General features: G+C 67.0%; 9 protein-coding genes. 1 reads left to right on the top strand and 8 read right to left on the bottom strand.

Translation table 11 applies throughout. The features are described 5' to 3' along the window. Positions 1-137: 137 nt before the first annotated feature. On the top strand, positions 138-1025 hold the full coding sequence (gene ampE / locus AC13GF_RS19370) for a regulatory signaling modulator protein AmpE (RefSeq protein WP_483005700.1): 888 nt from the start codon (positions 138-140) through the stop codon (positions 1023-1025). A 528-nt stretch (positions 1026-1553) separates the two neighbouring features. Here ampE and AC13GF_RS19365 read toward each other — a convergent pair. From AC13GF_RS19365 to AC13GF_RS19330, 8 genes are all read right to left on the bottom strand, one after another. Next, entirely contained in the window at positions 1554-1979 is a 426-nt protein-coding gene (locus tag AC13GF_RS19365) for a DUF2752 domain-containing protein (RefSeq protein WP_006473646.1), read from the bottom strand. A gap of 43 nt (positions 1980-2022) precedes the next feature. Further along, positions 2023-2301, bottom strand: a complete 279-nt coding sequence (locus AC13GF_RS19360; RefSeq protein ID WP_483005699.1) for a CD225/dispanin family protein — start codon at positions 2299-2301, stop codon at positions 2023-2025. A 34-nt stretch (positions 2302-2335) separates the two neighbouring features. Next, the gene (locus AC13GF_RS19355) at positions 2336-2623 is read right to left on the bottom strand and encodes a CD225/dispanin family protein (protein WP_005419784.1); all 288 of its coding nucleotides are present in this window, start codon (positions 2621-2623) and stop codon (positions 2336-2338) included. Between the two features lie 182 nt (positions 2624-2805). Further along, the gene (locus tag AC13GF_RS19350) at positions 2806-4695 is read right to left on the bottom strand and encodes an MFS transporter (protein WP_483005698.1); all 1890 of its coding nucleotides are present in this window, start codon (positions 4693-4695) and stop codon (positions 2806-2808) included. A 97-nt stretch (positions 4696-4792) separates the two neighbouring features. Beyond that, entirely contained in the window at positions 4793-5587 is a 795-nt protein-coding gene (locus AC13GF_RS19345; RefSeq protein ID WP_071305944.1) for an SDR family NAD(P)-dependent oxidoreductase, read from the bottom strand. 155 nt (positions 5588-5742) lie between these two features. Continuing rightward, positions 5743-7920 carry a YccS family putative transporter gene (gene yccS, locus AC13GF_RS19340; RefSeq protein ID WP_483005697.1) on the bottom strand — a complete coding sequence of 726 codons (2178 nt, stop codon included), beginning with the start codon at positions 7918-7920 and terminating at the stop codon, positions 5743-5745. A 162-nt stretch (positions 7921-8082) separates the two neighbouring features. Continuing rightward, complete coding sequence (locus tag AC13GF_RS19335) at positions 8083-10140, bottom strand: TonB-dependent siderophore receptor (RefSeq protein ID WP_483005696.1); 2058 nt, start codon at positions 10138-10140, stop codon at positions 8083-8085. 336 nt (positions 10141-10476) lie between these two features. Next, the gene (locus AC13GF_RS19330; protein ID WP_483005695.1) at positions 10477-13599 is read right to left on the bottom strand and encodes an efflux RND transporter permease subunit; all 3123 of its coding nucleotides are present in this window, start codon (positions 13597-13599) and stop codon (positions 10477-10479) included. Between the last annotated feature and the right edge of the window lie 2 nt (positions 13600-13601).

The raw sequence follows: 13601 nt of genomic DNA, 5'->3' as shown, positions 1-13601 counted from the left end.
GCTGCCGGTCCGGTCGTGGCAGCTGTATTGCCGCCACCTGAACACGGCCCGGGTTACAGTCCGGTTCACCGCTGAGGGCGCCGCTGCGACAGGTAAGGTAGCGGCGCCGAGCGTTCTGTTTCGTAGGGAGACCTGCCATGTTCACCACTCTGGCCGCCGTGCTGGTGGCACTGGCCCTGGGCCATGTTGCCCCGGCCGCTGCCGCCTCGCTGCGCCGTTTCGACGGCTTCCGGCGTTGGCTGGGCTGGCTGGATGCGCGGGGGGGCAAGGCCTGGCAGGGACCGGCCGGCGTTGCCTTGGCACTGTTGCCGCCGCTGTTGCTGATGGCGCTGCTGGCGTGGCTGTTGCGCGGGGTGCTGTTCGGCCTGCCGTCGCTGCTGCTGGGCGTGGCGGTGGTGGCGTGGTGCTGGGGCCCGCGCGATCTGGACCGCGATATCGAGGCCATCATCGATGCCGATGACGCGGCGACGCGCCAGGCCGCGGTGCGCAATCTGCAGGCGGCCGGTGGCAGCCTGCGCGAGGACATTCCGTCACTGGTCGAGGCAACCGTGCTCAACGCCTTGCGGCGCTGGTTCGCGGTGCTGTTCTGGTTCCTGTTGCTGGGCCCGGCCGGTGCGCTCGGTTACCGGCTGTTGGCGCTGATGGCGGAAAGCCCGATGCGCGCACGCGTGCCGGTGGAGCCGCTGGCGCTGGCGCAGCGCCTGCTGGGCTGGATCGAGTGGCCGGTGGCGCAGCTGATGGCGTTCTCGATGGCGCTGGTGGGCAACTTCGATACGGCGTGGAAGGCCTGGCGCCAGGCCCATGGCGAGCGCCTGGCCGGCAACATCGGGTTCCTCGGCGCGGTGGCGCGCGCCAGCGTCAACGCCGAACTGCGCGAGGATGCGCACGATTACACCGAGGCGGGATTGTTGCCGGTGTGGCAGCGGCTGCCGGACCTGCGTGATGCGATGAGCCTGGTGTGGCGGATGCTGCTGCTGTGGCTGGCGATCCTCGCCCTGCTGGTGATTGCAGGCTGGGTGACGTAGGTGTTCTGGCAGGGCTTGCAGCGCTGCACCTGCAGAGGCCAAAGCCAAAGCCAAAGCCAAAGCCAAAGCGGCTCTGGGTTGCTGAGGGTTGGGCGGGGCGGTGTGGGGCTGCAGGACACGCCGTAAACCCGTCCCTGGGGGCTCGATGGCGCCATCCATGGCGCCAACGGTCCTGCGGCCCCACACCGCCCCACCCCCGACAGTTTCCCGGTGACGGTGGGTCAACTGCGACTGCCGGTGGGTGTCGACCTTGGTCGACACGGTAGATCCACGCCATGCGTGGATGCAGAGCGAAGCGATCCGCTTCCGCTTTTGATCTTCTCTTTCTTTTCCGTGGTGGACGCGCACGGAAACTGTCCGTGGCCGGGCGGGTGGGCTGCGCAGGGGCGTGAGCCGCATGGATGCGGCGACCGAGCTTACATGGACGTACTTGCAGCGCCCCCTGCGCAGCCCACCCGTCCGGCCAACCCCAAGGCTTCTGCCTTCAAACGCCGCCCACCACGAGGGGCTGCGCCGTTGGCTGGAAACCTAGATCGGTGCCAGTGCAGTGAACGGTGCCCACGGCAGGTTGCGCAGCAGCGCATACCCGGGCAGCACCCAGAGCCAGAACACGGGATTGGCCAGCACCCGCATCAGCGGGTCGAGCACACGGGGGCGGATGCCGGCGATGTTCAGCAGCATCAGCAACAGGAACGGCAGGCTGATGACCAGCAGCGGGTTCATCGCCATCGCACCGGGCAGGTCGAAGTGGACCAGGGAATACAGGCAGCGCGTGCTGCCACAGCCCGGGCAGTACAGGCCGGTCAGGGCGTACAGCGGGCAGCTCGGCAGTGGATTGCCGGCGACATACGGATTGACGTTGCGCAGGACCACAGTGGCACCCACGGCCAGGCCGGCGGAAACCAGTAGCGGTGCCCAGCGGGCGAGTCGGGAACGAGCGGGAAGCGCGGACATGCAACAACGGATCCGGCGCAGGCGCCGGATCCGTCCAGGCGTATCAGTAGCTGCCGTTGCTCATCGCGCCCATGCCGCCGAGCACAACGAAGAACAGCACGTACAGCACGACAACGACGACCCAGGCAATGGCCGACCACATGGCCCACTTCTTGGCCTTGGCGGCGGAGTCCTGGGCGCCGGCGATGTCGCCAGCGGCCAGCTTGCCGTTGACCTGGGCGGCGTAGACGATCGACACGATGCCGGCCGGCAGGCAGCAGAACAGGGTGGACAGGATTGCCCAGACCAGGTTGTTCGGGACCTGCGGAGTAGCGGTATTCATGGGTTCAAGCTCCTTGATGGGTGGTGGTGGTGAATCATTGGTCGGAAAGAGCGCCCAGTACGGCCAAGCCGCCGAACAGCCCGAACCACAACAGCAACAGGACCGGCAGGGCCACGGCCGAAGCCACCGCCCACCAGCCCGCCTTGCGCGACGCACTGTAGGCCCCCGGAAGATCGCCGGCCGCGCGGCGGCCATCGACCTGGGAGGCATAGACGATCGACACCACGCCCAACGGCAGGCAGCAGAACAGCGTCGTCAGGATCGCCCAGACCAGATGGTTGGGGATGTAGACCGGACGGCTGAGCGGTGGCGGTTGATTCAAAGCAAGACTCCATTCCTTGGTGGCCAGCCGTGATGTACCGGCCGGACCTCCCCCCTGTGGGTGCGTAATCTACCGCAACCGACGTTGCATGTATGCGTTTACATTCACGACATGCCGCGTACGCCACTGGACGGTGACGTATGCGGGGGAGGTTGCCGGGCCCGCCTGGCGGGCCGGTTGCGTCAGGCGTGATCGCCGCGCAGGGCCCGCACCTGGGCCTCCAACACCGGGGCGCTGGTGGTGTGGCCATCCACGGCCGGTGCCGCCACCACCTCGACGGTGGCACGGAAACGGCGCGGCACGCGCATGCGGCCAAGGCGGCTGTCGCGGCGGCTCCACATGCTGGACCACATGCCGCGCAGCGCCATCGGCACCACCGGCACCGGCCGCCGTTCGAGGATCTTCTCGACACCGGACTTGAACGGTGCCATCGCACCATCCTTGGTCAGCGCGCCTTCCGGGAAGATGCAGACCAGCTCGCCTTCGGCCAGCGCGGCGTCGATCTCGTCGAACGCGCGCTGCATCAACGCCGGGTCTTCGCGCGCACCGGCGATCGGGATCGCCTTGGCGGTACGGAAGATCCAGCGCATCACCGGGATGTTGAAGATCTTGTAGTACATGACGAAGCGCACCGGGCGCGGAATCGTCGCCGACAGGATCAGTGCGTCCATGTAGCTGACATGGTTGCAGACCAGCAGCGCGGCGCCCTCGTCGGGAACGTTCGCTTCGATGCCGTGCGGGCGCAGGCGGTACAGGGTGCGCACCATCAGCCAGCTGAGGAAGCGCATCAGGAATTCGGGGACGATGGTGAAGATGTAGATCGCCACCAGGGCATTGGCGATGGCCAGCGCCAGGAACTGCTGCGGAATGGTCCAGTGCAGCAGCTTGTGCGCGGCCAGCGACAGCATGGCTGCGCCGACGATGAAGCCGGAATTCTGGATGTTCAGCGCGGCGAACACGCGCGACATCTGCGCCTTCGGCGTGCGGCTCTGGATCAGCGCGAACAGCGGCACCACGAAGATGCCGGTGAACAGGCCGATGCCGATCAGGTCGATGACGATGCGGATGCTGCCCGGCTGCTGCAGGAACGTTCCGATGGTCAGCCCGTGCACCGTCGCTTCGCCACTGCGGGCGAAGTACAGGTCGAGCAGGAACGCGGTCATGCCGAACGCGCCCAACGGCACCAGGCCGATTTCCACCGTCCGTGCCGACAGCTTCTCGCACAGCAGCGAGCCGATGCCGGTGCCGACCGAGAACAGGGCCAGCGCAAAGATGTACAGAGTCGGCTCACCGCCGAGGTTGGTCACGGCATAGGCCGGCAGCTGCGAGGTCAGCACGGTGCCGACGAACCAGAACCAGGACACGCCCAGGATTGAATTGCGCACCGCCTTCTGCTGGCGCGCCATGCGCAGCACCGCCAGTGACTCCGGCAGCGGGTTCCAGTTGATCTTCAGGCTAGGGTCGCCGGCATCGACCTTGGGAATCAGGCGCGCGGCGATGTTGCCGCAGATCGCCAGGCCGATGATCGCGCAGGCGGCCACCACCGTGCCGTGGCTGCCGGCCACGGTGAACACCAGGCCGCCGACGATCATGCCGGAGAGGATCGACATCGAGGTGCCCATTTCAACCAGACCGTTGCCGCCGGTCAGCTCTTCGGGCTTGAGCACCGAGGGCAGCACCGAGTACTTCACCGGGCCGAACAGGGTTGACTGCATGCCGGTACAGAACAGGGCGACCAGCAGCACCGGCAGGCTCTGGGTGAGGAAGCCGGTGGCCGCCAGCGACATGATCACGATCTCCATGGTGGTGGTGATCACGATCAGTCGCGATTTTTCCAGTTTGTCGGCGATCTGCCCGGCCAGTGCCGAGAACAGGAAGTACGGCAGGATGAAGATGGCAGGTGCCAGCGTGGCATACAGCCCCAGTTCTTCCTCCGGCACGGCCATGAACAGCAACATGCTGATGATCGCCTGCCGGTACACGTTGTCGTTGAACGCTCCGAGCGCCTGGACGACGAAGAACGGCAGGAAACGGCGCTGGCGCAGCAGGGCGAACTGGTTGTGACCGGACATGGAGCCTCCTTGACCGGCGCAGCCTAGCATTCCTGCCTATCCGCTGTGGGTGCGGACCTGTGGGTGCGGACCGTTGGTCCGCACACTTTGAAAGATCTCAGACGATATCGTCGACCACGCCGCCATCCACGCGCAGTGCCGCACCGGAGGTGGCGGAGGCCTGCGGCGAGGCCAGGTACACCACCATGTTGGCTACTTCCTCGACCGTGGCGGTGCGCTGGATCACCGAAGACGGCCGGTGTGCCATCACGAACTCGCGGCCGATCTGCTCCAGTGGCTTGCCGCTGCGCTGGCGTTCATCTTCGAACATTGCCGCGAAGCCATCGGACAGGGTCGGGCCGGGCAGCACTGCGTTGACGGTGACGCCGCTGCCGGCCACACGCTTGGCCAGGCCGCGCGACAGCGACAGCTGCGCGGTCTTGCTGACACCGTAATGGATCATGTCGGCCGGAATGTTGCGTGCCGATTCGGAGGAGATGAACAGCACGCGACCCCAGCCGGCATCGACCATCGCCGGCAGCAGTGCCCGTGACAGGCGCACGCCGGACATCACATTGGTCTGCCAGTAGCGCTCCCAGGTTGCGTCTTCGGTCTCGAAGAAGTCCTCGGGGCCGAAAATGCCGGCGTTGTTGACCAGGATGTCGACCTTGGGCAGGCCCGCCAGCAGCGTGTCAACGCCGGCCGCATCGGAGAGGTCGGCGGCCACGCCGAGCACGTCGGCACCCGGAACGGCGGCGAGCAGGCGCTGGCGGGCGCGTTCGACGCTGTCGGTGCTGCGGCCGTTGAGAATGACCCGCGCACCCGCGGTGGCCAGGCCCTGGGCGATCGCCAGGCCGATGCCGGCGGTGGAGGCGGTGACCAGCGCGGTACGGCCGGCGAGTTCGATCTTCATGGGGAGTCCGGGAGCAGGGGGGCACCCAGTATCCGCGCGGGAACGTGACCGGGGCGCATCGCCAGGCGCAACACACGGTTGCACACGGTGCAGTAGATCCACGCCACGCGTGGATGGACTGCGGGTCGCGCCAGGCGATGCCCGGCGCCGGCCTGTCAGGTGAGCGTGCGCACCGCCTCATTCGCCGCCGCCCGCACCTTCGGCAGCATCCGCAGCACCAGCGCCATCTGCGTGCGGATCAGCTGCAGCTTCGGCGGCATTGCCTCGTCAATCTGCTCCAGCTCGGCCGCCACCGCGCGGTCGGCGTCGTTGTCGTCCTCACTGACCGGCTGCCGTGCGGTCAGGGCCGAGGCCAGCTGCTGCAGCGCCTTGCGTACGCGCTCACCGGCGGCCAGCGCCAGCGGATCGCCGGCGTAACTGTCCACCTGGTCGCGGTGCGCACCCAGCGCCGAAAGATGGCCGAGCAGCATGTTGGACAACGCCAGGAAATGGAAACCGGCATCCAGGTTGCGGCGCACGTGGCCCGGCTCGCGCAGCATGTTCGACAGCGCGGTGGACAGCGCGGCATCGGCGTTGTGCATGTCGCGGCGGGCGATGCGGTAGGCCAGGTCATCGCGCATGCCACTGCGGTACTGGCCCAGCACCGAATCCAGGTAGCGCGCGGCGGTGTCCAGCACGCGCGCCAGCACGAGGTGCAGCTGGCGGCCCTGCCAGTCGGGCAGGATCAGGAACGCAGCGGCGGCGGCGATCGCGCAGCCCAGCAGCGTATCGACCATGCGCGGCACGATCAGCACGAAGCCATCGCCGATCAGGTTGAAGCAGGTCAGGGCCATCACCGTGATCGCCGCCGATGCCACCAGGTAGCGGTCGGTGCGGGTGAAGAAGAACAACAGCGCCGACAGCAGCGCGATGAGCAGTTGCACGTGCAGCTGCGGGAACAGCTGCAGCAGCGCCCAGGTCAGTACCAGGCCGGCCACGGTGCCGACGATGCGTTGCGCCAGGCGCTGGCGGGTGGCACCGAAGTTGGGGCGGCACACGAACACGATGGTCAGCAGCACCCATGAGCCGTTCTGGGCATTGAACAGGCGGATTGCCGCGAAACCGACGATCAGCGCCAATGCCATGCGCAGGCCGTGGCGGAACAGGACCGAGCCGGGCGTGAGCTGCTGACGCACGCGCACGCCCATCTCGCGAAGGGTGTGCGGGTTGCTGTCGCGCAGGCGCGTATCGACGTTGTCCAGGCTGGCTTCGGAGCGCTCCGCATCCAGCAGGCGGCGCTCGATGCTGCGCAGGTTGTGCACCAGCAGATCGAGCGAGCCGAGCAGTCGCTGCCACTGCGGCCGCTGCTGATCGCGCAGGTAGGCCAGCGCATCGGCCAGGTCGCGTCCGGCCTGCTGGTTGCTTTCGCCATACACGAACGGACGGCGCAGGCGGATCGCCTCGCCCAGCCGCGCGCAGGCCTGGCCCTGCAGGTCGAGCAGGCGCTGGCAGCGGTACAGCACATCGCTGTGGAAGAAAGCATCGACCAGCGCACCGTACGGGTAGTGCGAGGAGCTGGCACGCTCGTGGAAATCCTGTGCCATGTAATAGAGGCGCAGGTACAGGCCGGAGTTCACGCCCGGCCGCCCGGAACGGCCGAAGCGGGCGAGGATCGCGGTCTTGGCCTCGTTCAACGCACCGACGACGCGCCGGTTCTGCTCGGCCAGGTCGAGTTGGCGGCGTTGCAGGTCGGCCTCGCGTACCGGTTCGAACAGTGTTGCCTTCAACTGCAGGTAGCGGCCCAGTTCAACGTACAGGCGCGCCACGCGTTCGCGTACCGGGCGGTTGGCGAACAGCGCGGTCCACAGGATCGACAACAGGCCGTACCAGACCGCACCGGCCAGCAGGTGGCTGACTGCGTCCAGCGCGCTGTGCAGGTCGCTGGCGCCATGCTGCTCCAGCCCGATCATGGTGTAGATCGCCAGCGTTACCGTGGCCTGGGCGATCGACGCGTAGCGCTCGCCGAGCGCACCCAGCAGGGTCAGCCCGAACGTGGACAGCGCCAGCGCACCGATGAAGACCCATGGCCATGGAAACAGCCAGATCACCGAGGCGGCGGCGAGGCAGAAGCACAGCAGCGACAGCAATACCGCCTTGGTCCGGCCCCACCAGTTGTCATCGGTCTCGGCGATGGCGCTGGCGATGATGCCGAGGAACACGCCGGGCAGGGCGGTGAGCGCATCCAGCTGCCAGCACACGGCAAGCGCTGCGGTCAGGGCGATGAACACACGCAGGCCGTAACTGGCCTTTTCGTGGGCCCACAGGCGGCTGAGGCGGGATTCGCGGGCGGACATGCAGGCTCGGTGGAAGGGTCTTCCACCATTATTGCGGGTGCGGGGTGAAGGGGACAGCCCGCGCAGAAATACCCGGTAGTGCCGGCCGCTGGCCGGCTCTCATGCGCCCGGACGAAGGTGCGGGGAGCCGGCCGGCGGCCGGCACTACCGGTTTGCCGGGCCTTACATGTCGAACCGCACGCTCACCGCGAACGTGCGCGGCAGGCCGGCGCCGGCGTTGGACCAGTACTTCCGGTTGGCCAGGTTCTCGACGCTGGCGCGCACGGTCACCGGGTGGCCGGAGGCGAGCAGGCGATAGCCGATGCCTGCATTGACCAGCGTGTAGTCGGGCAGCTTCAGGGTGTTGTCGGCGTCATACCAGACATCGCCGTAGTAGCGCACGGCGGCGTAGGTCTCCAGCCCATCCACCCAGGGCAGCTGGTAGGTGGCATGCAGTACCCCGCTCCAGCGTGCAGCACCGGCGGTACGGTTGCCTTCCTGTGCGGCGCTGGTCGGGGACAGCTTGTCGTAGGTCGGGTCCAGCCAGGTGATGCCACCGCCGATGCTCAGTGCATCGGTGAGGTGCAGGTCGGCACTGGCTTCGATGCCTTCGTACAGCGTGATGCCGTCCTGTACCAGGCGCTTGCCGGCAGGCGTGAGTTCATCAATGTTGGCGCCACGCTCCAGCCGGAACGCCGCCAGGTTCGCATTCCAGCGTGCCGCCTCGACCTTTGCGCCGATCTCGTACTGCTTGCTGATGGTCGGGTCCAGCACGTCGCCCGCGTTGACGTAGCTGTTGCCCACGCGGCTGCCCGCTTCCAGCGATTCGATGTAGCTGGCGTAGAGGGTGACCGCCTCGCTGGGCTTGAACATCACCGCGTAGGTCGGTGTCACCGGGTAGGTGTGGTAGCGGCCCTTGGTCTCAAAGTCGTTGTAGCGCCAGCCCGCCAGTACCGACCAGCCGCTGCCGAGATCGACGGTATCGCTTGCGAACACCGCCTGCTGCACGGTCTCGTCGCCGCGGGTCATCACCCGTGAACCAACGGCGTCATGGCGGATGGCGTGGCGCTGGTACAGGTTGGCGCGGCCGATCAGATTCCATTCGTAGGGGCGGTCCCAGCCCAGCCCGGTCTGGTGGCTGATGCCCGCCACCACCTGATGCTGCAGGGGGCCGGTGCGGAAGTTGCCCTGCAGCATCGCCTGCGCCAGCTTCCACTCGCTCTTGCCGCCCAGTTCGTAGACGTTGACGTCGTAGTCGCCGTTGGGATTGTCGATGTAGGCGAAGATCTTGTTGACGTCATTCCACGAGGTGGTGACGCCGTAACTCAGGCTGGCTTTCCAGTCGCTGTTGATCTGCCAGTTCAAGCCGGTCGACAGCAGGCTGGATCGGGTGTCGTAGTAGGTGCCGGGTACGCTGTTGTCGGTATCCCCGGCAATCGGTCGCGGCAACGACGTCAGGCCACGGAAGTAGTACTGCGGCGATTCTTCGCGCAGGTCGCGCGACTGGAACACACCGTCGAAGGTCCAGGTCAGTACATCGCTCAGGCGCGCATCCAGCGACAGTGCGCCTACCTTGCGGTCGACGTGCCCACCATTGAAGGTCTCGCCCTTTTCCTGGAACGCATTGAAGCGGTAGCCGAACATCTGCTCGTTGCCGAAGCGGCCGCCAACGTCGATGCCGCCGCTGACGATGCCCTGTTCGCGCCAGCCCAGCTGGGCGGAGAAGGTGGGTGTGTCCGTCGGCTTCTTGGTGATGTAGTTGACGATGCCGCCGGGTGCACCGAACCCGTACAGGAACCCGCCCGGGCCTTTCAGCAGATCGACTTGTTCCATCACTTCCAGCGGCCATTCGGTGCCCCAGGAAGAGACCTGCAGGCCATTGACCCGGTAGCTGTCGTAGTTCAGCTCCAGACCGCGGTTGCGGATGGGGGAGCTCCAGCCACTGGCATAGGCGCTGACCTGGGTGGTGACCGAGGGATCGAGCAGGAAGGCTTCGCCCAGCGATACCACCTGGCGTTGCTCGATCTGCTCGCGGCCAACGGCGGTGATCGCGAACGGCGTGTCGCGCAGGGCGCGGTCGCCCAGTGCGCCGGCGTTGGTATGGGTGCGTTCGGCGGTGACCTTCACCGCATCCAGATCGGTGGCGTTACGGCTGACGGCCGGCGCTTCGGCATGGGCAGCGCAGGCGGCGGACAGGGCGACGGCCAGCAGGGCCAGGCGGGGGAGACGGGAAGGCAGCATCGATGGTGGTCCTCGACGGACGGCCACAGGCCATCCGCCCACGGGTGGGGGGAAGGGGCAGTGGCTGGGATCACACAGGCTGGCCGGAGATGGCAGCGGGGCGCCGCGAAGGGGCGCAGGACCATGGCTGGATGAGAATTGTTCTCTTTTCGTTACGGCACGTCAAACCTAGAGGTGTGCGGACCAACGGTCCGCACCCACCATTCGCACGGTCCGCACCCACCATTCGTGCCCACGGTAGTGCCGGCCGCTGGCCGGCAGATTCGCTGTACGGAGAAAGCCGGCCAGCGGCCGGCTCTACCCCCGTAGATCCACGCCATGCGTGGATGGGCCGTTCTACGCCCGCTGCGCGCGCTTGAGCAGCTTCGCTTCGCGCTTGCGCGCGCGACGTGCCCGCCAGCGCTCGGCCAGGCAGGAGAAGATCACGTACAGTGCCGGCGTGCTGAGCAGGGTCAGGCTCTGCGAGAACAGCAGGCCGCCGATCATCGCGATGCCCAGCGGACGACGCAGCTCGGACCCTTCGCCCAGGCCGATCGCCAACGGAACCGCCGCCAGGATCGCCACCATGGTGGTCATCATGATCGGGCGGAAGCGCACGATGCTGGCCTCACGTGCCGCCTCGCGCGGTGCCAGCCCATGTTCGCGCTGCGCCACCAGCGCGAAGTCGATCATCATGATCGCGTTCTTCTTGACGATGCCGATCAACAGCACCAGCGCGATCATCGAGATCACCGACAACTCGGTGTTGGTGCCGAACAACGCCAGCAGCGCACCCACGCCCGCCGCCGGCAGCGTGGACAGGATGGTGACCGGGTGGATCAGGCTCTCGTAGAGCATGCCCAGCACCAGGTACACGGTCAGGATCGCAGCAAACACCAGGATCAGCATGTCGCTGGGGTCGGAGTTGAACCCGAAGCCGGCGTCATCAGCCAGACGGATGTCGCCGGGCATGCGCATGCCGGCCACGGTCGCGTCGATGATCGCCTTGGCCTCGCCCATGCTCACGTTCGGCGCCAGGTTGTAGCTGAGGTCCATCGTCGTGTACTGGTTTTCATGGGTGATCTGCGAAGGCGCCAGCCCCGGCACCTGCCTGGCCACCGCCGTGAGCGGCACCATGTCACCGTTGCGCGCACGCACATGCACCTCGTCCAGCGCCGCCGGCGTAGCGGTCTGCGAAGGCAGGGCGTTGACCACCACGCTGTACTGGTTGATGTCCGAATAGATGGTGGAGATCTGGCGCTGGCCGAACGCGCCGTACAGCGCGCCGTCGATGGCGCCGACCGAAACGCCCAGGCGGGCCGCCTTGGCACGGTCGATCTCGATGTTCTGGCGCAGCCCGGCATTGTCCACGTCGGTGCCGACGTCGCGCAGCTTCGGGTTCTTCTTCAGCTCCGCCTGCAGCTTGGGCAGCCATTCCTGCAGTGACGCCAGGTCATTGCCCTGCAGCGAGATGCGGTACTGCGCGCCCTGGCTGGAGCCACCGCCATCGTTGCTGGGCAGATCCTGGATCGCGCGCAGGCGCAGCTGCAGGTCGGGGTAGCGGTCGGCCTTGGCGCTCAGTCGCGCCAGGGCATGGGCGGTGGTTTCGCGGCGGCCTTCCTTGCGCGACTTCAGCTCGACGTTGAACTGTGCGCTGGAGCCCTGGCGGCCGCTGCCCAGGCGCACGCCCACCGTCTTCACCGCCGGGTCGGCCATCAGCATGTCGGTGATGCGGCGCTGGCGGCTGACCATGTCCTCGAAGGAGACCGTGGCGCTGGAGTTGGCGCGGCCCCAGATCAGGCCGGTGTCCTGCGGCGGGAACGCGCCCTTCTTCACTGCACCGAACAGGAAGACGGTGGCACCGATCAGCAGCAGCGGCGTCAGCGACAGCAGCAGCGCGTGGCGCAGCGAGAAATCGAGGAACACGGTGTAGATGCGCAACATGCGCTCATGGCCTGCGTCCAGCCAGCGGCCGAAACGCGACGGCGGTGCGCTGTGGTCGTGCGCACTGAGGAAGCGGCTGCACAGCGCCGGGGTCAACGTCAGCGAGACGATCATCGAGACCACGATCGCTGCCACCAGGGTGACGGTGAACTCGCGGAAGAACGCGCCCATCATGCCGCTGGCGAACAGCAGCGGAATGAACACCGCCACCAGCGAGGCGGTGATCGAGACGATGGTGAAGCCGATCTCGCGCGCGCCGGTCAGCGCCGCCTGCATCCGCGGCATGCCTTCGTCGAGGTGGCGCATGATGTTTTCGATCACCACGATCGCATCGTCGACCACGAAGCCGATCGCAATCACCAGCGCCAGCAGGCTCAGGTTGTTCAGGGTGAAGCCCATCACGTACATCACCAGCGCGGCACCGGCCAGCGATAGCGGCACGGTCACGGCGGCGATCAACGTGGGTGCCAGACGGCGCAGGAACAGCGCCATGGTCAGCACCACCATCGCCAGGCTGATCAGCAGGGTGATCTGCACTTCATGCAGCGACGAGCGGATGGTTGGCGTACGGTCGAAGTACGGCGTCATCGTGGTGCCCGGCTGCAGGTAGTCGCGCAGCGCGGGGATCTGCGCCTTGACCCGGTCCACGGTCTCCACGATGTTGGCGCCGGCGCGGGTGAACACGTACATCACCACCGCCGGCTTGCGATCGAACCAGGCTGCCTGGTAGGCGTCCTGCTGGCCGTCGTAGACGTTGGCGATGTCCTTCAGGCGGATTACCCGGCCATCGCCCTGGGTCTTGACCACCAGGTCGGCGAAGTCGGCGGCGCGGGCGACCGAATCGTTGGCGATGATCGCGGTGGTGGTGTTGCCATCGCTGAGGAAGCCGGTGGGCGAGGTCACATTGGCCGCACGCACGGCGTTGCGCAGGTCGTCGGCGGTCAGGCCGAGTGCGTTCATCAGGCGCAGGTTGACGTCCACGCGTACCGCCGGCGTCGAAGCACCGGCGATGTCGACCGAGGCGACGCCGCTAATCTGCCGGATGCGCTGCGCCAGCAGCGAGTCGGCGACGTTGTACAGCTCATCGGCCGACTGCGTCTGCGAGGTCAGCGCGATGGCGATCACCGGGTCGTCGTTCGGGTTCGCCTTCTGGTACATCGGCGAACCCATGCCCGAGGGCAGGTCGGCCTGCGCCGAGTTGATCGCGGTCTGTACGTCCAGCGCGGCCGAATCGATGTTGCGGCCACTCTGGAAGATCATGAACACCAGCGAGCTGCCTTCCGAGCTCGACGAGCGCATGCGGTCGATGCCCGGCAGCTGGCCGAGGTGGCGTTCCAGCGGCGCGGTGACCGTGGAGGCCATGGTTGCCGCATCTGCACCGGACTGGCTGGCGTGCACGAAGATCACCGGGATCTCGATGTTCGGCAGTGCCGACACGCCCAGGCGCAGGTAGCAGATCAGACCGACCATGAACAGGCCGATGGCCAGCAGCGCGGTGCCGATCGGGCGGCGGATGAAGGGGCCGGACAGGTTCACCG

This window comes from Stenotrophomonas sp. 22LJNL06-5-1, assembly GCF_056861455.1.
The sequence above is the reverse complement of the archived record's forward strand: the minus strand, read 5'-3'. Positions and strand labels throughout refer to the sequence as shown.